At 28.0% G+C, this 23,778-nt stretch carries 24 protein-coding genes and 1 pseudogene; 18 read left to right on the plus strand and 7 right to left on the minus strand.

What is annotated here, in order from left to right; translation table 11 throughout:
- Positions 1 to 118: 118 nt before the first annotated feature.
- The gene (locus tag HGAG_RS00445; protein ID WP_026074020.1) at positions 119 to 874 is read left to right on the plus strand and encodes an ABC transporter ATP-binding protein; all 756 of its coding nucleotides are present in this window, start codon (positions 119 to 121) and stop codon (positions 872 to 874) included.
- Complete coding sequence (locus HGAG_RS00450; protein WP_019117445.1) at positions 867 to 2,498, plus strand: hypothetical protein; 1,632 nt, start codon at positions 867 to 869, stop codon at positions 2,496 to 2,498. The genes HGAG_RS00445 and HGAG_RS00450 overlap by 8 nt, the downstream gene beginning before the upstream one ends.
- Positions 2,499 to 2,519: 21 nt before the next feature.
- Here the strand turns inward: HGAG_RS00450 and HGAG_RS00455 are convergent, their stop codons facing one another.
- Entirely contained in the window at positions 2,520 to 2,792 is a 273-nt protein-coding gene (locus HGAG_RS00455) for a YkvA family protein (protein ID WP_019117446.1), read from the minus strand.
- Between the two features lie 182 nt (positions 2,793 to 2,974).
- Between HGAG_RS00455 and HGAG_RS00460 the strand changes: the two genes are divergently transcribed.
- Positions 2,975 to 3,466, plus strand: coding sequence for a macro domain-containing protein (locus HGAG_RS00460; protein WP_019117447.1), 492 nt, complete (start codon positions 2,975 to 2,977; stop codon positions 3,464 to 3,466).
- 152 nt (positions 3,467 to 3,618) lie between these two features.
- Here the strand turns inward: HGAG_RS00460 and HGAG_RS00465 are convergent, their stop codons facing one another.
- The gene (locus HGAG_RS00465) at positions 3,619 to 4,374 is read right to left on the minus strand and encodes a DeoR/GlpR family DNA-binding transcription regulator (protein ID WP_004839088.1); all 756 of its coding nucleotides are present in this window, start codon (positions 4,372 to 4,374) and stop codon (positions 3,619 to 3,621) included.
- A 226-nt stretch (positions 4,375 to 4,600) separates the two neighbouring features.
- Here HGAG_RS00465 and ulaG point away from each other — a divergent pair, with 226 nt between their 5' ends.
- From ulaG to HGAG_RS00520, 12 genes are all read left to right on the plus strand, one after another.
- Positions 4,601 to 5,665 carry an L-ascorbate 6-phosphate lactonase gene (ulaG, locus tag HGAG_RS00470; protein ID WP_004839087.1) on the plus strand — a complete coding sequence of 355 codons (1,065 nt, stop codon included), beginning with the start codon at positions 4,601 to 4,603 and terminating at the stop codon, positions 5,663 to 5,665.
- A 54-nt stretch (positions 5,666 to 5,719) separates the two neighbouring features.
- Positions 5,720 to 6,175, plus strand: coding sequence for a PTS sugar transporter subunit IIA (locus tag HGAG_RS00475; protein ID WP_019117448.1), 456 nt, complete (start codon positions 5,720 to 5,722; stop codon positions 6,173 to 6,175).
- A gap of 9 nt (positions 6,176 to 6,184) precedes the next feature.
- The gene (locus HGAG_RS00480) at positions 6,185 to 7,648 is read left to right on the plus strand and encodes a PTS ascorbate transporter subunit IIC (RefSeq protein ID WP_019117449.1); all 1,464 of its coding nucleotides are present in this window, start codon (positions 6,185 to 6,187) and stop codon (positions 7,646 to 7,648) included.
- A 9-nt stretch (positions 7,649 to 7,657) separates the two neighbouring features.
- Complete coding sequence (locus HGAG_RS00485; protein ID WP_004839084.1) at positions 7,658 to 7,954, plus strand: PTS sugar transporter subunit IIB; 297 nt, start codon at positions 7,658 to 7,660, stop codon at positions 7,952 to 7,954.
- Between the two features lie 10 nt (positions 7,955 to 7,964).
- Entirely contained in the window at positions 7,965 to 8,657 is a 693-nt protein-coding gene (locus tag HGAG_RS00490; protein WP_019117450.1) for an L-ribulose-5-phosphate 4-epimerase, read from the plus strand.
- Complete coding sequence (locus HGAG_RS11785) at positions 8,644 to 9,036, plus strand: TIM barrel protein (protein ID WP_019117451.1); 393 nt, start codon at positions 8,644 to 8,646, stop codon at positions 9,034 to 9,036. Before HGAG_RS00490 ends, HGAG_RS11785 begins: the two co-directional genes overlap by 14 nt.
- 17 nt (positions 9,037 to 9,053) lie before the next feature.
- Entirely contained in the window at positions 9,054 to 9,473 is a 420-nt protein-coding gene (locus HGAG_RS11790) for a TIM barrel protein (protein ID WP_244263782.1), read from the plus strand.
- A 10-nt stretch (positions 9,474 to 9,483) separates the two neighbouring features.
- Positions 9,484 to 10,119 (plus strand): 3-keto-L-gulonate-6-phosphate decarboxylase UlaD, encoded by a 636-nt coding sequence (locus HGAG_RS00500; RefSeq protein WP_019117453.1) that lies wholly within the window; start codon positions 9,484 to 9,486, stop codon positions 10,117 to 10,119.
- Between the two features lie 26 nt (positions 10,120 to 10,145).
- Entirely contained in the window at positions 10,146 to 10,793 is a 648-nt protein-coding gene (gene fsa, locus HGAG_RS00505; RefSeq protein ID WP_004839080.1) for a fructose-6-phosphate aldolase, read from the plus strand.
- Between the two features lie 96 nt (positions 10,794 to 10,889).
- Positions 10,890 to 12,878 carry a transketolase gene (gene tkt, locus HGAG_RS00510; RefSeq protein WP_019117454.1) on the plus strand — a complete coding sequence of 663 codons (1,989 nt, stop codon included), beginning with the start codon at positions 10,890 to 10,892 and terminating at the stop codon, positions 12,876 to 12,878.
- A 128-nt stretch (positions 12,879 to 13,006) separates the two neighbouring features.
- Positions 13,007 to 13,933, plus strand: a complete 927-nt coding sequence (locus HGAG_RS00515; protein WP_019117455.1) for a hypothetical protein — start codon at positions 13,007 to 13,009, stop codon at positions 13,931 to 13,933.
- A gap of 190 nt (positions 13,934 to 14,123) precedes the next feature.
- A complete protein-coding gene (locus HGAG_RS00520) occupies positions 14,124 to 15,197 on the plus strand; it encodes a hypothetical protein (protein ID WP_019117456.1) in 1,074 nt (357 codons plus the stop codon).
- 122 nt (positions 15,198 to 15,319) lie between these two features.
- Here the strand turns inward: HGAG_RS00520 and HGAG_RS10295 are convergent, their stop codons facing one another.
- The 4 genes and pseudogenes from HGAG_RS10295 to HGAG_RS00535 all read right to left on the minus strand — a co-directional run bounded on the left by HGAG_RS10295 (position 15,320) and on the right by HGAG_RS00535 (position 18,793).
- On the minus strand, positions 15,320 to 16,438 hold the full coding sequence (locus HGAG_RS10295; RefSeq protein WP_019117457.1) for a S41 family peptidase: 1,119 nt from the start codon (positions 16,436 to 16,438) through the stop codon (positions 15,320 to 15,322).
- Between the two features lie 64 nt (positions 16,439 to 16,502).
- Positions 16,503 to 16,718, minus strand: a complete 216-nt coding sequence (locus HGAG_RS11795; RefSeq protein ID WP_019117458.1) for a hypothetical protein — start codon at positions 16,716 to 16,718, stop codon at positions 16,503 to 16,505.
- 65 nt (positions 16,719 to 16,783) lie between these two features.
- Positions 16,784 to 18,129 (minus strand): annotated as a pseudogene (locus tag HGAG_RS10300) (sensor histidine kinase).
- Positions 18,080 to 18,793, minus strand: coding sequence for a response regulator transcription factor (locus HGAG_RS00535; RefSeq protein ID WP_004839074.1), 714 nt, complete (start codon positions 18,791 to 18,793; stop codon positions 18,080 to 18,082). The pseudogene HGAG_RS10300 and the gene HGAG_RS00535 overlap by 50 nt, the downstream one beginning before the upstream one ends.
- Before the next feature lie 172 nt (positions 18,794 to 18,965).
- Here HGAG_RS00535 and HGAG_RS00540 point away from each other — a divergent pair, with 172 nt between their 5' ends.
- From HGAG_RS00540 to HGAG_RS00550, 3 genes are all read left to right on the plus strand, one after another.
- Entirely contained in the window at positions 18,966 to 19,208 is a 243-nt protein-coding gene (locus tag HGAG_RS00540) for a GlsB/YeaQ/YmgE family stress response membrane protein (RefSeq protein WP_019117459.1), read from the plus strand.
- Between the two features lie 103 nt (positions 19,209 to 19,311).
- Positions 19,312 to 20,175 (plus strand): thymidylate synthase, encoded by an 864-nt coding sequence (gene thyA, locus HGAG_RS00545; RefSeq protein ID WP_019117460.1) that lies wholly within the window; start codon positions 19,312 to 19,314, stop codon positions 20,173 to 20,175.
- Positions 20,176 to 20,226: 51 nt separating this feature from the next.
- A complete protein-coding gene (locus HGAG_RS00550; RefSeq protein WP_019117461.1) occupies positions 20,227 to 20,733 on the plus strand; it encodes an AAA family ATPase in 507 nt (168 codons plus the stop codon).
- Positions 20,734 to 20,777: 44 nt separating this feature from the next.
- On the opposite strand, the gene HGAG_RS00555 is transcribed toward HGAG_RS00550, so the two are convergent.
- Positions 20,778 to 23,657 carry a penicillin-binding protein 1A gene (locus HGAG_RS00555; protein WP_019117462.1) on the minus strand — a complete coding sequence of 960 codons (2,880 nt, stop codon included), beginning with the start codon at positions 23,655 to 23,657 and terminating at the stop codon, positions 20,778 to 20,780.
- Positions 23,658 to 23,778: the final 121 nt, after the last annotated feature.

Raw genomic sequence — 23,778 nt, forward strand, 5'->3', positions numbered from 1 at the left:
TTTTTGTAAAAAAGCAAGTTTTGTACTTGCTTATTTTTTTGTTATAATGAAAAAGATTAGTGATAAAATAAATAATATTATTAATAAAATAAATATAAATTTTCTTAAAGGAGTTCTTATGAAACTTGAAATAAAAAATCTTTCCAAAAAATTTGGCAAAAAAGAAGTTTTGAAAAATATAGATTACACTTTTGACCAGGGGGTTGTTTATGCCCTTTTGGGAAGAAATGGTGCAGGAAAAACTACACTTTTTTCTTTGATTAGTGAGCAAATAAAAAAAGATTCTGGAAATATTTTTCTTCTTGATGAAAATGAAAAGAAAGAACTTGATTTTAGGGATGTATTTTTTATGGTGGCAGAGCCAGATCTTCCCAAATTTCTTACAGGGCGAGAATTTATAAAATTTTTTGTAGAGGCAAACAAAGAAATAATAAAAGATTTTAAGTCTGTCGAAGAATATTTTTCTCTTGTGGATTTTGACATGGAAGATGCCGATAGATTAATTCAAGATTATTCAACGGGAATGAAAAACAAACTTCAAATGCTTATGTTTTTGATTTTAAAACCAAAGGTAATTTTGATGGATGAGCCGCTTACAAGTCTTGATGTAGTTGTTCAACTTGAAATGAAAAAAATAATTAGAGATATTCACAAAGACCATATAATTATTTTTTCAACCCATATTTTGCAACTAGCAAAAGATATTTGCGATGATATTGTTCTTCTCCATGACAAAAATTTACAAAAAGTTGATAAAAAGGTTTCAGAAGATAAGGATTTTGAAGATAAAATAATAAAGCTTTTGACAAGCAAAAATATTGAAAATATTGATATAAATTTAGATGATGAAAATTTGGGTGATAAAGATGAGTAGGTATTTTTCAAAATTTCTATTAATTGAAAGAATAAAGATCACCAAAGTTTTTAATGGAATGGTTTACGGTATAAGAAAAATTCCAATAATTGGAAAGCACTTGGGAGATAAGTATTATTTTTATGATTTAAAAGAAATTGTAAATACATTTGTTCCGATTTTTTCTATAATTTGGCAATTTATCAAATCGATTTTAACTTTTGGATTTGCAATAATAATTTCAAGGACTATGTTAAAATTTTTATTTGAAATTTCTGATAAATCTCCCTTATTTTTTAGGGAAAATTTTGATTTAAGTCTGGGAGCAGTTCTTCTAACTTGTATTCCTTTTGTTTTTTATATAACAAATATGATTACATCATCAATGCTAACAGATAATGGAAATGTATTTTCAGATTTAAGTAAAAATTTTAATTTTTTTCCAAATGATTTGGCGCACATATTTTTGTATTTACAGCCATTTTTAATTTTTATTGGAAGAACTTTGGGATTTGTGATTTTTGGAAAAATATTTGCAAATATTAATCCTATCTATACATTTTTATTTAGTCTTGGTATTTATTTTTATAATATAAATATTACAGGATTTTGGACAAAAATATATGAAAAAAGAGAAAAATCATTTTTTGAAGATAGACCTTTTTTACAAATCATTTTGATTTTAATTTTGGATTTGCTAATAAGTTTGATAGCTCTTGTTATAAAGTTTGATTTTAAAATCCTAAGTCTTGGATTTTTCTTTATTAATTTAAGTTTATTTCCATTTGCAGTGAAATATTTTAAAAATTTCAAGGGCTATGACAAAATAATCGAAAAAACAATAAATGTATATAAAATTGCGGTTAAAGATGCGAAAAATATTCAAGATGGTGTAGTAAAAATTGAAAATAAAGATATAAATAAAAAAGAAAATATTAAGGGAGAAGGCTTTGTCTATCTAAATAAGATATTTTTTAAAAGACACAAAAGACATCTTTTAAAGCCAACTTTAATAAAAAGTGGAATTTTTCTTATTATAGGAATTGGTGGATTTTTATTTGCATCAAGCCTTACAATGAAGGCAAAAGAAATTTATAAAATCTTAATATTTATAATTCCAATAATTTCATATATTTTATTTAAACAAGATATAATACTAATGGCATTTTATAAAAACTGCGACTCTTCGCTTTTGTATTACAATTTTTATAGGGAAGATAAGAATTTGTTGAAAATGTTTTGGCTAAGATTAAATTCGATTTTTAAACTTATGCTTATTCCTATGGGAGCTATGTTTGTAATTTATATTGGATTTGCAATAAAATTTTTGATTAAAACTGATTTAAATTTATTATTGCCGATTTTTTATATCCTGTTAAATGCAATATTTTTTACAGTTTTGCCCTTGTTTCAATATTATATAATCCAACCCTTTGACAAGGAAGGAAAACAAAAATCTGTAGTTTTAGTTTTAATGAATATATTTTTGTATTATATTTTTATATTTGGACTTCCAGCTTTGGCAACAAAAATTGGAGAGATTAAATTTATGTTAATAATTTCAATTTTTATGGTTGCCTTTGTAGGGCTTGCAAGTTTTTTAATATATAAATTTGCACCAAAAACCTTTAAAATTAAGCAATAAAAAAGACCCTGCTGGGTCTTTTTATTTGTTTTCTTCTATATATTCAACTTTTTCCTTTTGCATTATTGAATCAGGAATCATTTTGCTTGTTACATATATTAAAAATGGGAGGACAATAGCATCATCCAAAATCCCCAAAAATGGAATCATATCATTTACAAAATCAGCGGGCATTACTGCATATAAAATTGCTCCAAGTCCCAAAATTTTTGCAAGTTTTGGAGTTTCTTTATTTCTCATTGCCTTAAAATAGACTGGTATGAAATTTTTGATTTTTGTAAATTTATTTATCATTATTTATCCCTTACTTTCTTTTTAAAATAAAATTTAAAGTATTCTTATTTTCATTTTAATTATACTTTAAATTTTACACTTGTAAATTAATTATATTAATTTTAAATTTTAAAAAAATCCTACAAGAATAGTATATTATGATTTTTTTAAATTTCAAGTTATAATATATAAAAGGAGTTATTATGGCGTTAAAAGTTATTGATATAGATATTTTAAAATTAAATGTAGATGCAATTGTAAATGCTGCGAACGTAGACTTGGTTGAAGGTGGCGGAATTTGCGGGCAAATTTTTGAAAAAGCAGGAAGAGAAAAGTTAAAAAAAGCTTGTCAAAAATTATCCCCAATTAAACCAGGCGAGGCTGTGATTACAGATGGATTTAAACTTTATCAAAAATATATAATCCATGCAGTAGGCCCTGTTTATAATGAAATGTATAAGGAAGCTTGTCAAAAAATCCTTCAAGATGCCTACAAAAATTCTTTAAATATTGCCAAGAAAAAAGGAATAAAGTCTATAGCTTTTCCCTTAATTTCATCAGGAATTTATGGCTATCCTGACAAAGATGCTTTTATAATTGCAAAAAATACAATAGATGAATTTTTAAAAGATAATGAAATGGAAGTTTACCTATCAACTTATGGGAAAAATATTTTATCTTTAATTATGGGATAAGCAAATTAATTTATTTCATTTTTGAAAAATAAAAAAATGCCGATAAAATTAAATATTTTTACAAAAAAAGAATTAGCCTTTTGCCTAAGAGCTAATTCTTTTTTCTTTATAAACATTCAATTCAATCATAAAATCGTTATTTAAAACTTGTCTTATACAAGTATAACTTTGATTCCTAAACTTTCGGCATATTCTAAAATACTTCTTGGCATAGAGCTATCTGTTATCAGAATATCTATATTTTCTATTGTTCCTATTTTAAAATTTGCGGTTTTTGAAAATTTGCTTGAATCGCATACCAAAATATTTTTGCTTGTAGATTCATTTATCATATATTGGTTTATTTCAACTTCATCTATAACTGACGTAGTTAATTCTCCGCTTTCAGATACACCAGAAATTCCTAGGATTGAAATATCTGATGCAACAGTTTTGAGATTATTTAAAGCAAAAGTACCGGTAAGTGCGTTTTTTGGATAAGAAACCCTGCCGCCAGTTAAAATCACATTGACTAAGGGGTCTATATCAATATAAGATGCTTTTGCGTTATTTGTTATAACATTTATCCTTTTATTTTTGAGATATTTTAAAACTCCTAGGGCTGTCGATGATGAATTTATAAAAATATCATCATTTTCTTTTATAAAATCGGCACATTTTTTTGCGATTTTTTCTTTGTTATTTTCAATAGTTAGATTTTTACAGCTGTTGGATTCGTTATATTCTGCTCCTCCATAAAATCTTTCTATTTTTCCTATTGATTGAAGATAATCCAAATCTCTTCTTATTGTTATTTCAGAAACTTTAAATATTTCGACAAGCTCATTTGTTTTTGCTTGTTTATTATCCTTTATAAATTTTAATATATTATTTCTTCTGTTATTTACGATTGTTTTTTTAATTTTCATAACTACCTCTCTTTAAATGATAACCTATACTTACAAAAAAATCAAAAGAATCCATTAATTTGATTAGAATTTTAAAAAAAACCTTTCTAAATTATAAAAAAATCAAATAACGAAAGAAACAATCGTAAAATATATGCAAAAATGTGTTTTTTATGCTTGACCGTTCAAAATAATTATTATATTATAATATCAAAGAAAAAAAGAAAATGAAAAATTGGAGGTATTAATGAGCAAAGTTGACGAAATCACAAGAGAAAATTGGATTTTAAATGCTTTTCCAGAATGGGGAACGTGGCTAAATGAAGAAATTGATGAAGAAGTTGTAGAAAAAGGCACATTTGCTATGTGGTGGATAGGATGTACTGGTATTTGGTTTAAAACTGAAAATAATACTAACATAGCTGTGGATCTTTGGTTTGGTAATGGAAAGAGAACAAAAAAAGTTAAAGAGATGCAACCATATCATCAAATGAGAAATATGACTGGTGGAAAAGCTCTTCAACCAAATTTAAGAGCAAATCCAATTGTCTTTGATCCTTTTGCAGTTAAAAATGTTGATGCAGTTTTATCTACTCATTATCATAATGATCATATTGATCCTTTCTTTGCTGCAGCAGTTTTGAAAAATTGTCCAGAAGATGTTCCTTTTATAGGTCCTGAAGAATCTGTAAAAAAATGGTTGTCTTATGGTGTTCCAGAAGAAAGATGCAAAATGGTTAAACCAGGAGATGAAATTAAAATTAAAGATACTACTATAGTTGTTTTGGACAGTTTTGATAGAACTTGTTTGGTTACTACTGAAGTAGGAGAAGATATTGAAGGAGTTTGTCCTACAAATATGGATCAAAAGGCTGTAAATTATTTAATAAAAATGCCAGCTGGTAGCGTATATCATACAGGTGATTCTCATTTTTCAATTGGTTTTGCAGAAGTTGGAAAAAAATATGACGTAGATATTGCGTTTGGTTCTTATGGAGATAATCCTGTTGGAAATCAAGACAAGATGACTTCAATTGATATTTTAAGAATGGCTGAATCAGTAGGATGCGAAGTTGTAATTCCAATTCACTATGATGTTTGGACTAACTTCAAAGCTGATCCTAAAGAAATAAAATATTTATGGCAATATAGAAAAGATAGGTCAAAATATAAATTCCATCCATATATTTGGGATGTAGGTGGCAAATACGTATGGCCTAAGATGAAAGATGAATTAGAATTTAGATATAGACCTGGATTTGAAGATGCATTTGATAATGAAAGGAATGTTCCTTTTAAATCTATTTTGTAAAATAATAAGTGCTGTCAAATTTTTGGCAGCGCCTACATATAAGTGAGGATAATAATGATTAGTGAAATTATTGAAAAGGGTTTATTTGATTTTTATGATAAAATCGATACCTGGCAAGATGCTATTATAAAATCTTGTAATAAGCTAGTGGAAAAGGATATTGTAGATGATTCGTATGCTAAACAAGTTATAGAAACAGTTGAAAAATATGGTCCATACATAGTTTTAATTCCTGGAGTTGCCATGCCACATTGTCAAGAATGTGCTGATGGAGTGAAAGATACTGCTGTAGCTTTTATGAAAGTAGAAAATCCAGTTGTATTTGATGAAAATGATAGGGATAAGGATGCGAAAATATTTTTTACAATAGCAAGTGAAAATAATGAAAAACATTTGGAAAATATAGCACAACTTTCTGATATTTTGTGTGATGAAGAAATAGTAGAAGCTTTTAATCAAGCTAAGAACGTAGATGATTTAATAAAAATTTCAAAAAAATATAATATTTAGGAGAAAAATATGGATATAATTTTAAGTATTTTAAATGGATTTGTAAAAAATATTCTCACAAAACCAGCGTTTTTTATAGGATTTTTGGTTTTAATTGGTTATTTGTTAGATGGAAAAAAATGGTATGAAGCTTTAGCTGGTTTTATTAAGGCTACTGTAGGATATATGATTTTGATGGTAGGTTCTGGTGGACTTGTTTCAACATTTAGACCGATTCTTACAGGACTAAAGGACAGATTTAATATTTCTGCAACTGTAATAGATCCTTATTTTGGACAAAACGCAGTTACTGAAGGTATGGAACATTTAGGTAAATCATTTTCTCAAGTAATGATTTTGTTATTGGTTGCCTTTATTGTAAATATTATTTTGGTAAGATTAAAAAATATTACAAAAATGAGAGCTGTTTTTACAACAGGACACGTACAAATGCAACAAGCTGCTACAGCTTTTTGGTTAATAGTTTTTTGCTTTCCAAAGTTAGGACAAACTCCTATACTTGTTATAATGGCAATTCTTTTAGGACTTTATTGGGCTGTTGGTAGTAACTTAACAGTTGAAGATACACAACGCTTAACTGATGGGGCTGGTTTTTGTATAGCTCACCAACAAATGTTTGGTATTAGACTTGCTTGCTGGTTAAGTGATAAATTATTTGCAAATAAAAAAGATCAAAGTAAAGATATTGATGATATAGAACTTCCTGGATTTTTGTCAATTTTCAATGAAAATATGGTAGCAACTGCTATACTAATGACTTTATTCTTTGGAATAATCCAAGGTGTTTTGGGAAAAGAATATTTAGTAGCTCAAGAAGCTTTAACAATGGAAGATAATTTCTTCTTCTATATACTTCAATCATCATTTAGTTTTGCTGTAAATTTAGCTATTTTACAATTAGGAGTTAGAACTTTCGTTGGAGAGTTGACTGCATCATTTGATGGAATTCAAAATAAACTTTTACCAGGAGCTCTTCCAGGAATAGACTGTGCTGCAGTTTTCGGATTTGGTGCAGCAAATGCTGTTACAATTGGATTTATGTTTGGTGCTTTAGGTCAATTTTTAGCAATAGCAATCCTATTTTTACTAAAATCTCCTACATTAATAATTGCAGGATTTGTACCTTTATTTTTTGATAATGCCGTAATTGGGGTATATGCTAATAATAGAGGAGGATATAAAGCAGCTTTCTTGATGCCATTTATATCTGGACTAATTCAAGTATTTGGTTCTGCTTTTATAGCAACATATACAGGACTTGCTCAATATGGTGGATACTTAGGAATGTTCGACTGGGCAACAGTATGGCCAGCATTTACAGTATTGATTAATAATATCCAATATGTTGGTGTAGCAATAGTAGCAATTTTCTTGATAGTTATACCTCAAATTCAATACAAAAAGAACAAAAAAGGTTATTTCATGATAACTGAGGATTACGAAAAGTACAAAGAAACAATTGAAAACAAATAGGAGGAAAAAATGAAAGTAATAGTAGCGTGTGCAAATGGAGCTGGAACTTCTTTAATGATGATGAATAAAATCAAACAAGCATTTAAAGAGTTGGATTATAAAGGAAAACTTGATATATCTCATTGCTCCTTGTCAGAAGGAAAATCTACAGGTAGAAATGCTGATGTTATATTCTGTGCTATTAATTTCACCAAAGATTTTGATGCGTTAAAATCAAAAGGTGTTGAAATAATTGGAATGAAAAATATTCTTTCTAAAGATGAAGCTATTGAAAAGATTAAAGAACATAATCTTTTAGAAAAATAAGTTGGTTAAAATGCTAGAAGATATAAAAGAAAGGGTCTACAAGGCAAATTTATTATTGCCAAAATATGATCTAGTTAAATTTACTTGGGGAAATGTTTCAGAAATCACTCCAGATAGAAAATATGTTGTAATAAAACCATCAGGTGTTGATTATGATAGCATGAAAGCAAGTGATATGATTGTTGTTGATTTAGATGGAAATATCGTAGAAGGTAATTTAAAACCTTCTAGCGATACTCCAACACATCTTGAACTTTATAAAAAGTATAAAGAAATTGGTGGTATAACTCATACTCATTCAAGATGGGCAACAATTATGTCACAAGCAAAGCTTGATATAAAAGCTATGGGAACAACTCATGCAGATTATTTTTACGGAAGTATTCCTGTAACAAGAGATATGAAAAAAGAAGAAATCAAAAATGACTACGAAAAAAATACTGGTCTTGTAATAATAGAATGTTTTGAAGAAAAAAATATTTCTCCAAAAGATGTGCCAGCTGTGTTGGTAGCAAATCATGGCCCATTTGTGTTTGGAAAAGATGCAAATGATTCAGTATTTCATTCAGTAGTCTTAGAAGAAGTTGCTTTTATGAATTGGCACTTAGTTTCTCTTGGAAAAAATGAATCTATGAGTGATAATCTTCTTGATAAACATTACCTAAGAAAACATGGAAAAGATGCTTATTATGGACAAAATTAATCTAGGAATATACGAAAAGGCTCTGCCAAATAGATTAGATATAAATGAAAAATTAAAACTTGCAAAAAAAATAGGATTTAATCAGTTAGAAATTAGCATAGATGAGTCAGATGAAAAATTAAATAGGCTTACAAATGGTTTTTCCAAAAAACTTCTAAAGGCACAAATTGATAATGACATGAGAGTAAGGACAATGTGTTTGTCAGGACATAGAAAGTATCCTTTTGGTTCAAATGACGAACAAATCAGAAAAAAAAGCCTTGACATTATGCAAAAAGCTTTAGAATTTGCTGATATTAATTCTATAAAAATAATTCAACTTGCAGGTTATGATGTTTATTACGAAAAATCAAATGAAAAAACAAAAAATATTTTATAGAAAATTTATTTAAAGCGGTGGACTTTGCATCAAAATATGGAGTTATACTTGCTTTTGAAACCATGGAAACAGAATTTATGGATACTGTAGAAAAAGCTATGGAATATGTTAATCTTGTTGATAGTCCATATCTTGGAATATATCCAGATATTGGCAACTTAAAAAACGCATCTGTAAAATATAACAAGGATGTAGTTGAAGACATAAAAAAAGGCAAGGGACATATTTTTGCAGCTCACCTTAAAGAAACAAATCCTGGAATTTATAGGGATATGCAATTTGGATCTGGTGGTCATACAGAATATGAAAGATGTATAAAAGAATTAAAAAATCAAAAAGTTCAAATCTATACTGGCGAATTTTGGGATCATGGAGAAGAAAATTATAAGGAAATAATAAAAAATTCTTACGAATTTTTAAGTGAAAAACTAAAATAAGGAGAAAGTTATGGCAAAACCAAAACTACAAATAGCGCTTGATAGTCAATCTTTAAGTGAAGCTCTAGTTACAGTTAGAGAAGTTGGAGATGTAGTAGATATTTTAGAAGTTGGAACTGTACTTTGCTTGCAAGATGGTATGGAACCTGTAAGAGCAATAAGAGCTTTATATCCAGAAAAAACAATTCTTGCAGATACAAAATGTGCAGATGCTGGAAAAACTGTCGCTAAAAATTGCAAAGATGCAGGAGCTGATTGGATGACTGTTATCTGCTGTGCAACAATACAAACAATGCAAGCGGCTAACAAAGAAATAGACGAACTTCAAGTAGAATTATATGGAGATTGGACATTCGATCAAGCAAAAGATTGGAAAAATATTGGAATAGAACAAGTTGTTTATCATCAATCAAGAGATGCCCTTCTTAGTGGACAAAGCTGGGGAGATAAAGATTTAGATAAAATTAAAAAATTGGTAGAAATGGGCTTTAAGGTTTCAGTTACAGGTGGGCTTGATGTAGATACTCTTGAATTATTTAAGGGAATAAATGTTAATGCTTTTATAGCAGGTAGATCTATAGCAGAAGCGGAAAATCCTAAACAAGCTGCCATTGATTTTAAAAATAAAATAAACGAAATATTTTAATTGTTAGAAGAAAGTTAGGAGTTAAAATGAAATTTTTCTTAGACACAGCAAATATTGAAGAAATAAAAAGAGTAAACGACCTTGGACTTTGCGACGGAGTAACAACAAATCCATCTATTATAAAAAAAGAAGGTAGAGATTTTGAAGAGGTCGTAAAAGAAATTTGTAAGCTTGTAGATGGTCCTGTATCAGCAGAAGTAACAAGCTATGAATGTGAGGGAATGGTTGAACAAGCAAGAGCTTTATCAAAATGGGCAGAAAATATTGTTGTAAAAATTCCTATGACAGAAGAAGGATTGAAAGCAATAAATATTTTGTCAAAAGAAAAAATAAAAACTAACTGTACACTAATATTTTCTGTATCTCAAGGATTAATGGCTATGAAAGCTGGAGCAACATATATTTCTCCATTTATGGGAAGAATAGATGACATGGGAGAATCTGGAGCAAAATTAGTAAGTGAATTAAGAGATGTTATAGATATTTACGGATATGATTCACAAATAATTGCAGCAAGCATAAGACATATTGGTCATCTAGAAGAAGCTGCTTTAGCGGGAGCTCACATAGCAACAATCCCAGGAACTTTATTCGAAAAACTATGGTCTCATCCATTGACAGATGCAGGCATAGAATCATTTAAAAAAGATTGGGAAGCTTTCGAAAATCGTTAATTAAAAAATGGCTTTGCACAATGTTTAAAATATTTTGCAAAGCCTTTTTCTTATTCAAAAATAAAATTTACAAATAAAAATATATAAGGAGAATCAATGTTTACAAAAAATGATCAACTAGCAGTTAATGCTATAAGATGTTTGTCCCTTGCTCAAATAGAAAAAGCAAATAGTGGCCATCCTGGACTTCCTATGGGAGCAAGTCCTATGGCTTATGTTTTGTTTAATAAAATTTTAAAAGCAAATCCAAAAAATGAAAATTGGTTTGATAGAGATAGGTTTGTTTTATCAGCAGGCCATGGCTCTGCAATGCTTTATTCGCTTTTGCATTTGTCAGGATATGATTTATCAATTGATGATTTAAAACAATTTAGACAAAAAGGTTCAAAAACTCCAGGACATCCAGAATATTCACACACCAAAGGAGTAGAGGTTACAACTGGGCCTCTTGGTCAAGGTATAGGTCAAGCTGTAGGTCTTGCTATTGCAGAAAAACACATGCAAGCTCTTTACAATAAAAATGATTTAAAAATTATTGACCATTATACCTATGCTCTTTGTGGAGATGGCGATCTTATGGAGGGGATTTCTTATGAGGCGATGAGTCTTGCAGGACATCTTAACCTAAATAAATTAATCGTTTTATATGATTCAAACGATATTTGTTTAGATGGTAATCTTTCATCATCATTTTCTGAAAATGTTGAAAAAAGAGTTAGTGCACAAAATTGGAATTATTTAAAAGTAAAAGATGGAAATAATCTTGAAGAAATTTATAAGGCTATAATAAAAGCAAAAGAAAATCAAAATGGTCCAACATTGATTGAAGTAAAAACTATTATAGGATATGGTTCAAAAAATCAAGGAACAAATAAAGTTCATGGTGCTCCGATAGGAGAAGATGATTTTTCTTTAGCCAAAAAAAATTATGGCTGGGAATTTGAAGATTTTGAAGTGCCAGATGAAGTTTATAAAACTTTTGAAGATGGAATTTTAAAAAATGGCAAAGAAGAAAACGAAAAATGGGATGAAATTCTTAAAAATTATGAGGAAAAATATCCAGAAGATTATAAGGAATTAATGATAGGAATTAATAGAAAACTTCCTAAAGATTTTATGAAAGATGTAAAAAAATATGATTCATCAATGAAAGCTCTTGCAACAAGAGCATCAAGCGGAGAAATTATTCAAGATCTTTCAAAAATCACAAGAAATTTCTGGGGAGGCTCTGCTGATTTATTTTCATCAAACAAGACTGATATAAAAGATGAGAAAGGTTTTAGTGATGAAAATTCTTGTGGAAGAAATATTTTTTATGGAGTTCGTGAATTTGCTATGGCAGCAATTGGAAATGGAATCATAGCTCACGGCGGAAGTTTTCATCATGTGTCAACTTTCTTTGTTTTTGCAGATTATTTGAAAGCTGCAATTAGACTATCAGCTTTATCAGGTCATGCTTTAACTTATGTTTTTACACATGATTCAATTGCTGTTGGAGAAGACGGACCAACTCACGAACCTATTGAACAATTAGCAATGCTAAGGTCAATTCCAAATACTATAGTTATAAGGCCAGCAGATGCAAATGAAACAAGACTTGCTTGGAAAATTGCCTTAGAAAGTCAAAATACACCAGTAATACTTTCTTTGACAAGACAAAATCTTCCAAATTTAAAACAAACAGAAAATTTAGAAGATATTAATAGGGGAGCTTACGTAATAAAAGATTGCGAAAATCCAGAATTAATTTTAATAGCTACAGGCTCAGAAGTTTCTCTTGCCCTAGAAGTTTCAAAAAAGCTTGAAGAAGAAAATAAAAAAGTAAAAGTTGTATCAATGCCATCAATGGAATTATTTAGGATGCAAGAAGATTCATACAAAAATGAAATTTTACCAAAAAATGTAAAAAAAGTTTCAATAGAAATGGCATCAACATTTGGCTGGAGCGAATTTACTGGAGATGATGGATTAAATATCGGCATAGATAGGTTTGGGATTTCCGGCAAAGGAGAAGAAGTCCAAGAAGAATTAGGATTTTGTGTAGAAAAAATAAAAGAAAAAATTACAAATAAATTTTTCAAATAAAAACATAAAGACATAAATTATAAGAAACTCATATTGATAAAATATTATTGATATGAGTTTTTTATATTCTTCTTATTTTAATTTTCTAATGGGTAAAATTATAATGAAAATAAAAAAAGGAAGTAAAAATGGAATTAACAGAAAAATTTGAAAAAGACAATTGTAAAAATCCTAGAGAGTATTCACTAATACATAAGGAAATTCCCATAAAATTATCAAGTGATATGTGGGCTGCTCTTGCGTATTTGTTGTGGTATGTGCCAGATATTTCATCGATCCAATCAAAATCAAATGAATTGATTTCAAATAAGGAATATGATTATTATACTTTTGTAGAAATAATGACTTATATGGATTTAAGAGATGAGGATTGTTTGTTTACAAATGAAATTGACGAAAAAATTGCATCTGAATATAAAAAAAGAATTTGTACAAATTCTCAAAAATTAATTCTGACTCAATCTGATGGGGAAACAAAAACTGAATCCTTGTTAAGACATATTAGAAATGCAATAGCACACGGCTCTTTTAATATAGTTGAAGATTTGATGGTTGGTTTTGATGAAAAAATAATTGGCAAAGATGAGGCGAAAACTACAGCGATTTTTAAAATAAAACCAAAAAATCTTTTGAACGCCTTAAAAATGTTAAATGAAGATTTGACAAATCAAAAGTTAATTTCAAAAGCTTTAAAAAGTACTTCTTATTGGGTTGAACCTTATCAAGAAGGCTTTGAAAGAAGCAATAAATTTGATTTATATGCCAAGAAAAATGAAAGAAGATACGCGATTGAGATTAGAAATTATAAATCGCAAAGAGATATTGATAAAGGATTTGCAAGAAAACTTGCTGATAATTTTGAAAAATTAAAAAATGAAAGAGTAAGACCTGTTCTTGTAATAAATACATCTTTTTTGCAAGAAGAATCAAAAAACGAATTGATTGCAGCTGATGTATTGATTTTGGATGTAAAAAATATCAAAAAAATGTTAAAGGGCAGAGATATGATAAGAGAAATTGAAGAGGCTCAAAGTTTATACAAATATAAAAAATAAAAATGGATATTAAATTTTTTATATAAAAATAAATAAAAATTACAAAAATATTAACGGATATTTTAATTTTATTTACTAATCCTTTAGAAAAATTAATTATTTGAAAATTTGAAATTGATTCTTAAAATATTTCCAGTATAATCTTAATGTATAAATTATTTATATTTTATAAAATTTTAAAGGAGGAATTATGACTGAAAATTATAATGAAAATAATAGGAAGAAAAGAACTTCCGAAATGAGGGAGCACAAAAGAGCTAGATACAACGATGATTATTCTAGAGATAATAGTATTTCTTGGGGTTCAATTATCGCTGGTGCAATTTCATTTGCAGCTGTTTTTACAGTATTAAGTTTACTTGTTGGAGCTTTAGGTCTTGGAATTTTTTCACCAAATAATGAAAATCCACTTCAATCTATGGGAATTGGTGTAGGAATTGCTACAATAATTATTTTGATAATTTCTTTTGCAATTTCTGGATTTATTTCTGGAGCTTTTTCAAAAGGACAATCTTTACTTCATGGATTTATGAGCTGGGCTTTATCAATAATGTTATTATTTGGTTTGGTAACTAGCATTTTATCATCTGCTTTTGGACTTGCAACTTCTGCTGCAAAATCTGTAGCAAACACTGCAGGAAATGTTGCAGGAAGCGTAGCAAGCACAGCAGCTGATGGGGCAGGAAATGTTCTATCAAGTGTTGGAGATTCAATTTCTGAAGTTGATACAAAAGAGCTTGAAAAAAATATAGAAGATGCTTTAAAAGAAACTGATGTTAAAGAACTTCAACCTGGATATTTAAAATCTCAACTTGATGAATCAAAAGATGAAATTGCAGAAGCTGGAAAAGAACTTGTAACAAATCCAGAAAATTCTGATCAAATAATTGATGATTTAGCAAAATCTTTAGAGAAAAAGGCTAAAAATATTACTGATTCTGTTGATAAAAAAACAATCCAAGAAGAAGTTTACAAAAATTCAGATCTTTCTGAAAAGGAAAGCGAAGAGGCTGTAAATAATATTTATGATGGAATGGATAAGGCATCAAAAGAAGCTAGTAAACAAATTGAAAATGCAAAAGATTCTTTAGAAAAAGCCAAAAAAGATGTAGATAAAACAGTTGAACAAGCAAAAGATGGGGCAGAATCTGCAACAAATAAAGCATCAGCTGGAGCTGTATTAGTATTTTTATTCTTAATTGTTGGACTTGCAATTGAAGTTTATACAGCAAAAATTGGAGAACAATACGTAAATAATCTTTAAAAATAAATTAAAAAATCCTAAAGGGAATTTCCTTTAGGATTTTTTTGTACGCTTAAATAATTTGAATGAACATAAGATAGAAAAAAACCACCTACTAGGCAGGTGGAAAAATTAAGTTTTTATTATTTTATTATAGATAAAACTTGCTTGTAAGGATTTTGTGCATTTATAATTTGGCTATATTTTAAATATTTATCATCTTCATCTAAACTTTTTGCGCAATCAATGGAAACTAAAATTCCGGAATGATCTAATTTTATAATTTCAGTTCTCATATGATAAATAATATCGCTTTTGGACTTATCTCCTTCAAATCCATTTTTTACAACATAAGCATCTGAAGTATTTTTTAAAATATTTGCAAATCTAATGGCGTCATTTTTTGTATTATCATTTGTCAATATATATATTTTTTTGTCTGGCAAATTGGAATCCTTTTTGATTTCAGTTTTTATTTGATCATAATACATAAAATCATTTTTATTTATGCCTTGTGATTTTTCAGGGAATTTTATTGATTGATTTTTCATAAATGAGGAGTAAGTGTTGACCTTATCCTTGTTATTTTTCATGTAGGAAAGACTTTGTTTTAATAAATTTCCCCTATAAAATACAACTTTTTCGTATGAATAATCTTTATGAATTAGCAAAGGAAGAATTTCGTTTGCATATTTGTCATCAATTGATTCGTTATTTGATAAGTTAATAAAAATATTTTGAATTTCTTGATTATTTTGCAATATTTTTTTCAAATTTTCTTTGTCTTTTTCCAAATCATTTGAATTAAAACTTGGCATATTTATCTCTAAAATATTTTTATTTTCCTTAAATTCTATTTTTTCTAAATCATCTTTTCTTCCAAGAAGTCTTTTGTACCTATTTACAACTTGAGCATCTCCTAAAATTTTTCCCCTAGGAGAGTCTTTATTTTCTTTGTAATATCCAAATATGCTTCTATAAGTTTTAATATCAATTACATTTGTTCTATTATCATCGAGGATTGAAAGATATGATTGAATTGCATCAAAAAATTCTTGGTCTGATTTTGAATTTTTAATTCTTTTTTTGTAAGCGTCTGTTTGATTCATTAGAGATTTGAAATTTTCTTTGTTTTCCTTATCAATAGCGTAATTTCTGCTTACATAATAAGTAAGTTTATTAAAATCTGCAATTTTTTCTGCACTTGTAAGTGTTCTTTCTTCAGTATTTCCAATAAAAATTTCTTTACTTACAGATTTCATTACATTATCTCTAAATTTTGGATATTTATAAGTTTCGAATTTATTTTTTGAAGAAAAAATAGCTTTAACAATAAAAAAATATTAAAAAAACCAAGATAAGAAGAAGGGCAAGCCTTCTTCTCATATATTTTCTCTTTTTTTCCTTTAATCTTTTTTTTGATCTTTTATTAATATTTGTATTTTTTGATTTAATTTTTATATCTTTTTTTCTTACTTTTTTTTTCGTGTGTCTTGATGCGGACTGATCTTTTTTATTTCTTTTATTATTTTTACTTTTCATAATTCACCTGTATTATAATATATCAAAAAATAATTTATATACAAAATTTTTTGTAATATATAAAATTATTTAGGGAAAATAACTGAAAAAGTTGAGCCTTTTCCTAGTTTTGATTTTAATTTTATTTTTCCTCCAAGACTTTCAACGAAGTTTTTTGTAATAGAAAGACCTAGACCATGTCCGTTTGTTTTTGTGTTTCTTGCATCATCAATTCTATAAAATCTCTCAAAAATAACTTCTTTTTTTCATCAGATATTCCAACACCATTATCCTTTATATCAATATAAATATTATTTTTATCTTCATAAAGGCTTACTCTAATCAAGCCATCTTCTTTTATAGCTTTTATAGCATTTGAAATTAAATTTTGAATTATTTGGCTTATCTTATCCTTATCAGAATAAATCATAACTCCATCTTTTATTTCTTCAATCAAAGAAATATCAAGTTTTGTAAGTCTTGGTTTTATTGTATCAAGAATAAGTTTTATATGTTGAGATAAGTCGAATTCTTTTTTATTTATTTTTAAATATTCAGAATTATCATTGAAAGATTTATTTAAATTTACAACAAGCCCTTCAAGTCTGTGAGTTTCTTCCAATAAAGAAGAAAGAGTTTGCTCATCAACATCAATAACTCCATCTTTTATAGCTTCAATATAAAGTTGTAGATTTGTAATTGGAGTTCTAAGTTCATGAGAAATATCTTGGGCGTATTGCTTTCTTACATATTTTTGATTTTTTAAATTCCTTGAAAGATACCTTATATTATTTTGTAAATTTTCAAGCTCAATAATTTTGCTTTCTTTTAAATTAATATCATAATCGCCATCTTTAATTTTTAAAGTTGCATCAGAAATTTGCTTTATAGGATTAGTTATATTTGTAGAAAGCACCAAGGCAATAATTATCCCAATAGTAAGAGACATAACAATTGCAATTATGATTGAATTTCTAAAATTATTTAAAAGTTCATTAGCTGCCATTTCACCAGTGTCATAAGTTATAATTAATTGACCCCTATAATCATTGAGATTAGGATTTATAATATCGTAACTTTTTGTAGTAGTAAGAGGATTTTCATTGTCATTTCTTCCCTTAAAACGCATTACTGGCTCATTGTTTTTATCTAAAATTTCTATATCAATATTTAAAGCCTTAGAATATTTGCCAAGTCTTTCTTTCATAGTATAAACATCATTATCAGTCAAAAGACTTTCAAATTGCTTTTTAATATTCAAAGGCATATTATCCTCAGTTGTTGCAAGGAAATTTTTTGTATAGATACTTAATAAATAAGAAATTGCAATAGAAAAAACTAAGATGCAGGCAAAAATTCCTCCAACAAAGTTTCTAATTATTTTATTTCGAAGAGACGTCATCGACACCACCAGATTTATAACCCATACCATAAATTGTTTTTATATAGTCAGGTTTTTTTGGATTATCTTCAATTTTTTGTCTGATATTTTTAATGTGAGTATCAATAGCTCTGTCGTAGGCGTCATAGTCAAAACCAAAAGTGATTTCTATAATTTCTTCTCTAGTAAAAATCTTATTAGGATTTGAAAATAGAGTTTTAATTATTTGGAATTCATTTTTTGTAAGGAAAATTTCTTCTCCATCTTTGAAAAATCTATTATATTCAAGATCCATTTCAAGTCTGCCATCAGTTGTTTTTATAATGTCAGCTCTTGGAATATTATATTTTTCAATTCTTCTAAGAACAGTTTTGATTCTTTGCATAAGTTCCTTTGGAGAAAAAGGTTTAGTAACATAATCATCAGCGCCAAGTTTTAAACCATTTATAATATTTTCCTCACTTACCTTGGCAGTAACCATGATAACAGGAACATTAGACTTGTTTCTAATCTCTTTAATAAGATCTTCGCCAGAAATTTTTGGAATCATCAAATCAAGCAAGATCAAATCAATTTGTTCATTTTCAAAAAAATCTAAACCTTCCTTGCCATCAAAAGCTTGAAAGACATTGTAGCCTTCTTTTTCAAGATAAGATTTAATAATTTTTGAAATACCTTGTTCATCTTCAATAATTAAAATATTTATATCATTCATCTGTTTCACCTCTGTTTTATTATACCTTATTAAAATTGTTAAAATTAATATATCCTATTAATTAGTTTATATTATGTGAAAAATTTAAAAAAATGATAGATTTTAAATAAGCTGGGTATAAATAATATGTAAGATAATTACAAAAATTAAAAAATATATGAAGGAGAGAAATATGATTAGTTCAATTATAATAGGCGCATTGTGCGGATGGATTGCAAGTATGATAATGAAAACAGATGCTCAAATGGGAGCTATAGCAAATATAGTAGTAGGAGTTATCGGAGGAGCAATTGGCTCTTGGATACTTGGAATGGTAAACATAAGCGTATCAGGATTTGTAGGAAGTTTAATTTCAGGAATCCTAGGTTCTGTAATTTTAATTTATATTTATAATTTAATAACAAAGAAAAAATAAATTAAAAAATTTTAAAGACTGGTTTAGCCAGTCTTTTTTTGTAAACATTTTAAAAAATTTTAAATTGCTATCAAATATCAGGAGGGTTTGCTATAATATAATTATGGATGTAAATGAAAAATATATAAAAATCGCAAAAGAAATTTTAGAAAAAGGCTATGACGAAGAAGAATTAAACAAAGAGGTAAGACCTGTTTGGGATGATGGAGAAAGTGCTTACACAAAATATTTGCCCCAACAAGTCGTAAGATATGAGAAAGGAGAATTGCCTCTAATAAGTTTAAGAAAAATTGCTTGGAAATCAGCTATAAAAGAAATTTTGTGGATTTATCAAGATAGGTCAAATGATGTAAATTTATTAAAAGAAAAATACAAAGTAAATTATTGGGATTCATGGAAAAATGAAGATGGCAATCTAGGAACAGCCTATGGCTATCAAATAAATAAAAAATTCAAATCACCAGAAACAGGACAAATGACAAATCAAATCGAACGTTTAATAGACCAAATAAAAAATAATCCTCTAAACAGAAGATTAATTATGAATTTGATTGATGTAGACGATATGGCAGATATGACTTTGATACCATGTGCATTTTTGACAATGTGGACAGTAAGCGGAGAATATTTAAACCTTACTTTGGTACAAAGAAGTGGAGATTTTTTGGCAGCCGCAGCACCAGGAGGAATAAATGCTTTCCAATATTACGTTTTATTAAGAATGGTTGCCCAAGTTACAGGATATAAGGCAGGAGATTTTGTTCACTTTATTCAAAATTACCACATTTACAAAAAACACATACCAAGCGTAAAAAAAATATTAGAAATAAAAGTCGATGAAAAAAGTAAGCCAAGGCTTGAAATAAATCCAGCTATAAAAGAATTTAAAGACTTTACAATAGATGATTTTAAATTAATAGACTATTATCCAGACCAAACAAAATACGACATAGATATTGCTTTGTAGCTTGTTGCAAAGAAATATTTTTTAAGTATAGTCAATCGGTATGGAGGAATTATGGAAAAAATAACTATAATTGGATCAGGAGGTTCTGGAAAATCAACTCTTGCCAAACAGCTAGGAGAAAAGCTTAATATAGAAGTTTTTTACTTAAATAAAATATGGTGGATAAACGATAAAGATCACATTAGCGATGAGGAATTTTTAAAAATTCAAAAAAATATAATAGAAAACAAAAAATCATTTATTTTTGACGGCTACTATCCAGACACTTTGGATTTAAGATTAAAGGCTAGTGATACGATTATTTTTTTAGATTTTCCACCAGTAACAAATTTAAAAAGATCAGTAAAAAGATCACTAACAGAAAAAAATAATGAAGACGATCCAAGTCTAGATAGGACTGAAAAATTAAATAAAGATTATATCTCTTGGCTATTAAACTTTGATAAAAACGAAAGAGATAAAATCCTAGAAAAATTAAATAAGTTAAAATTAGAAAAAAAGATTGTAATAATAGACAATGACAATAAAAAAGATTTGTTTTTACAATCTATTGCATAAAAAAAGAGCTTAAAGCTCTTTTTTTAATGTAAATTATTTTTATATTATTGACCATTATTTGTATTGTTTTTATTATTTTTATTTTCTTTATTATCTTTAGATTTTTCATCCTTATCTTTTTTATCCTTTTCATTAGAATTGTCGTCTGATTTTGGCTTTTCAGCTCCTAAAGGAGAATACATATAAGGAATATTATATTTCCAATCTTCTGGTATTATTCCATCCCATTTATTAGGATCATAAGATTTTTTTCTATCAACAAAGGCTCTAGTTGCTTGTAAGGATTTAGGGGTTTTATTTGTTGCAAGCAAATTGTTTCTTTTATCAACTGTGATCCAAACGTGCATATCATCTTCATCTTTTGGAAGATTGTCTTTTGTAAATATTTCATCTTTGACAGTGCCTCTAGGATCTGAATAAGATGCATAGGTTGGAAGTTTTCCGCTTATTGTATCAACTTTTGCATGGATTATTCCTTCTGGCTCTTCGAATTTTGCAGTTTCATATTCTTCTAAAAGATTTCTATTAACTACATTCCACATACTAGCTGCTCTATTATATGAATAGCCATTTAAAGATAAATTTTGATCGTCAGACCCCATCCAAACTCCAACTGTATAATAAGGACTATATCCTACACACCAAAAATCAACACTATCATCACTAGTACCAGTTTTGGTAGCATAATCAGTACCATCTAAGTAGATAGTCTGGTAACTTTCTCCAGTTGATTGTAAAGCAGATGTTATTTGATAAGCAGTTTCTGGACTAGTAACCTTATTTTTATTGATTTTATTTGAATCAAAAATTACTTTATTTCTATTATCTTCAATTTTAGAAAAAGTTAGAGGTTCAATATACTCTCCGCCATTTGCAAGAGCTGCGTATGCTGCAGTCATATCTAAAACTGATAGACCTCTTGTCATTGCTCCAAGTCCTAACGCTGCTAAATTTTCATCGTTATGAGCGCTATCTTCTTCTTTAGTAATAAAATTATCATTTTTATCTTTTTTTATTAAACCAAAGTTTTCGAGATATTCTTTTGATTTATCTATTCCTATATCTTTAAGGGTTCTAACTGCGTTAGTATTAATTGAATATACCAAAGAATCTCTTAAACTTACAATACCTTTGTAATATTTATATACATTTTCTGGCCAAATTTCTCCTTGTTCATTTCTCATAAATGGAACATCATCAATCCCAGTTGCCAAATTATATCCGTTGTCTAAAGCTGGGGTATAGGTAGCTAGAGGTTTAATTGAGGAGCCAGGTTGTCTTGGCTGATCTATGGCTCTATTTAGTGTTTTAAGACCTTTTTGATCACGTCCACCAACAACAGCTTTTACTTCTCCATTTTTATGGTCAATTACAACAGTAGATGATTGTGGCTGAATAACTCCTTCAAGATCAATATCATAATAAGATTTATTAAAAGAATAAGATCCTGATTCGTTTTTTGTAATTAAATCTTTGTGTGCTTTTAAATATTTTGATGTAATTATAATTGAGCCATCATTTCCTTTTTTGACATTTTCGTTTGAAGTTAATTGTATTAAGCCTGTTTTATGAGTTCTTAGATTTGAATTTTTGTCATCTAATGTATAAAATTTTTTCAAAATTATATTAGTTTGGTCTAGGCGAACTTTGTTTGAATTTATTATGAAATTTTCATTTTCATCAAAGTAGGCTTCATCAGCTGACAAAGTAAAATCATTGTTATCATTAATAACATTTGATTTTGCATAGTATAAAACTTCTCCTTGTTCGTTAATAATATTTCCAAAATTATCATATAGTAGAGAAAGTAATGGGGCATTATACCAGCCTTGAGTGTTTCCCATTATATATTCTGAAAAATCATCATAAATATTTTCAAGTTGTTCTTGCATTTTTGTATCTATAGTAGTTGTAATTTTTAAACCACCATAATACAACTTGTTATAAGCTTGTTTTTCATCAATATCATAAAGTTCTTGTAGTTTTTCTACTACTTGTTTTTCTAAAAGTGTATTAAAATAAGAAGCCATTAATGGTTTTTTGTCTTTCGGTGGCTTAATATTGCTAGCTACATCTTCGTTTAAAGCTTGTTGATATTCTTTTTGAGAAATATATCCTTCTTCTTTCATTTTTAAAAGAACATCTTTTTGTCTTTCAAATGGTTTTGGATTATAAATAGCTGCATATTTTTGTCCATCTATTGAAAATTCTCCTAAAACTCTTTGGTTTGTAACTTCAGATGTTGGGATTGATTTAAATAAAGCAAATTCTGTAGGGGATTGAACGATTCCTGCAATGGCTGCGCATTCGGCAAGTGTTAATTCTCCTACGTCTTTTGAAAAATATGTTTGAGCTGCAGCCTGAACTCCATAAACATTTTGTCCTAGAAAAACTCTATTCATATAAGCTTCGAGTATTTCATCTTTGTTTAAATTTTTTTCGATTTCTAGGGCAAGAAATATTTCCTTAATTTTTCTTTCATAAGTTTGGTCGTTTGAAAGATAAGTGTTTCTTGCAAGCTGTTGAGTTAGAGTTGATCCGCCTCTTACTATTGATCCGCTTTTTAAATTTTGAAAAGCAGAACCAATTATTGACATTGGATCAATTCCACCATGTTTGTAAAATCTTCTGTCTTCAACTGCTACAAAAGCATTTTTCATATTTTCAGGAATTTTATCGTAATCAACAATTTCCCTATTTTCGCTAGTCCTAATAGAATCAATTTCATTTCCATCTTTATCAACTATAGTTGAATTTTCACTCATTTCATATTTTATATTATCGGGATTAACCTTTGGAGATTTTTTCATAACCTCAATTATTCCTCCGCCAACTAATCCTGCAAATATAGTTGCCAATATGCCTAAGGCAAAAAACGCTATAAGTAAAACTTTTAAAACTATAGAGGAAATTTTTTTATTCATTTTGACCTCCTTGCTTAAAGTCTTTATTTTTTATTTCAAATTAATCATAAATTTAAACTTATTATTATTTTATCATTTTTTAAAAATTTAATCTATTTTATTCAAATAAATATTGGAGATT

Origin of the sequence: Anaerococcus obesiensis ph10, assembly GCF_000311745.1 — a bacterium.
In the GTDB taxonomy this organism is placed as follows: Bacteria; Bacillota; Clostridia; order Tissierellales; family Peptoniphilaceae; genus Anaerococcus; species Anaerococcus vaginalis.

Bases quoted from the DNA above. Each gene is read 5' to 3' on its own strand.
- HGAG_RS11795 (WP_019117458.1), bottom strand. From the start codon at position 16,718: ATGAAAAGTAAAAATAATAAAAGAAATAAAAAAGATCAGTCCGCATCA.
- HGAG_RS00455 (WP_019117446.1), bottom strand. From the start codon at position 2,792: ATGATAAATAAATTTACAAAAATCAAAAATTTCATACCAGTCTATTTT.
- HGAG_RS00465 (WP_004839088.1), bottom strand. From the start codon at position 4,374: ATGAAAATTAAAAAAACAATCGTAAATAACAGAAGAAATAATATATTA.
- HGAG_RS00450 (WP_019117445.1), top strand. From the start codon at position 867: ATGAGTAGGTATTTTTCAAAATTTCTATTAATTGAAAGAATAAAGATC.
- HGAG_RS00445 (WP_026074020.1), top strand. From the start codon at position 119: ATGAAACTTGAAATAAAAAATCTTTCCAAAAAATTTGGCAAAAAAGAA.
- HGAG_RS00515 (WP_019117455.1), top strand. From the start codon at position 13,007: ATGGAATTAACAGAAAAATTTGAAAAAGACAATTGTAAAAATCCTAGA.
- HGAG_RS00490 (WP_019117450.1), top strand. From the start codon at position 7,965: ATGCTAGAAGATATAAAAGAAAGGGTCTACAAGGCAAATTTATTATTG.
- HGAG_RS00480 (WP_019117449.1), top strand. From the start codon at position 6,185: ATGGATATAATTTTAAGTATTTTAAATGGATTTGTAAAAAATATTCTC.
- fsa (WP_004839080.1), top strand. From the start codon at position 10,146: ATGAAATTTTTCTTAGACACAGCAAATATTGAAGAAATAAAAAGAGTA.
- HGAG_RS11785 (WP_019117451.1), top strand. From the start codon at position 8,644: ATGGACAAAATTAATCTAGGAATATACGAAAAGGCTCTGCCAAATAGA.
- HGAG_RS10295 (WP_019117457.1), bottom strand. From the start codon at position 16,438: ATGAAATCTGTAAGTAAAGAAATTTTTATTGGAAATACTGAAGAAAGA.
- ulaG (WP_004839087.1), top strand. From the start codon at position 4,601: ATGAGCAAAGTTGACGAAATCACAAGAGAAAATTGGATTTTAAATGCT.
- HGAG_RS00500 (WP_019117453.1), top strand. From the start codon at position 9,484: ATGGCAAAACCAAAACTACAAATAGCGCTTGATAGTCAATCTTTAAGT.
- HGAG_RS00550 (WP_019117461.1), top strand. From the start codon at position 20,227: ATGGAAAAAATAACTATAATTGGATCAGGAGGTTCTGGAAAATCAACT.
- HGAG_RS00520 (WP_019117456.1), top strand. From the start codon at position 14,124: ATGACTGAAAATTATAATGAAAATAATAGGAAGAAAAGAACTTCCGAA.
- HGAG_RS00540 (WP_019117459.1), top strand. From the start codon at position 18,966: ATGATTAGTTCAATTATAATAGGCGCATTGTGCGGATGGATTGCAAGT.
- tkt (WP_019117454.1), top strand. From the start codon at position 10,890: ATGTTTACAAAAAATGATCAACTAGCAGTTAATGCTATAAGATGTTTG.
- HGAG_RS00535 (WP_004839074.1), bottom strand. From the start codon at position 18,793: ATGAATGATATAAATATTTTAATTATTGAAGATGAACAAGGTATTTCA.
- HGAG_RS00460 (WP_019117447.1), top strand. From the start codon at position 2,975: ATGGCGTTAAAAGTTATTGATATAGATATTTTAAAATTAAATGTAGAT.
- HGAG_RS00475 (WP_019117448.1), top strand. From the start codon at position 5,720: ATGATTAGTGAAATTATTGAAAAGGGTTTATTTGATTTTTATGATAAA.
- thyA (WP_019117460.1), top strand. From the start codon at position 19,312: ATGGATGTAAATGAAAAATATATAAAAATCGCAAAAGAAATTTTAGAA.
- HGAG_RS00485 (WP_004839084.1), top strand. From the start codon at position 7,658: ATGAAAGTAATAGTAGCGTGTGCAAATGGAGCTGGAACTTCTTTAATG.
- HGAG_RS00555 (WP_019117462.1), bottom strand. From the start codon at position 23,657: ATGAATAAAAAAATTTCCTCTATAGTTTTAAAAGTTTTACTTATAGCG.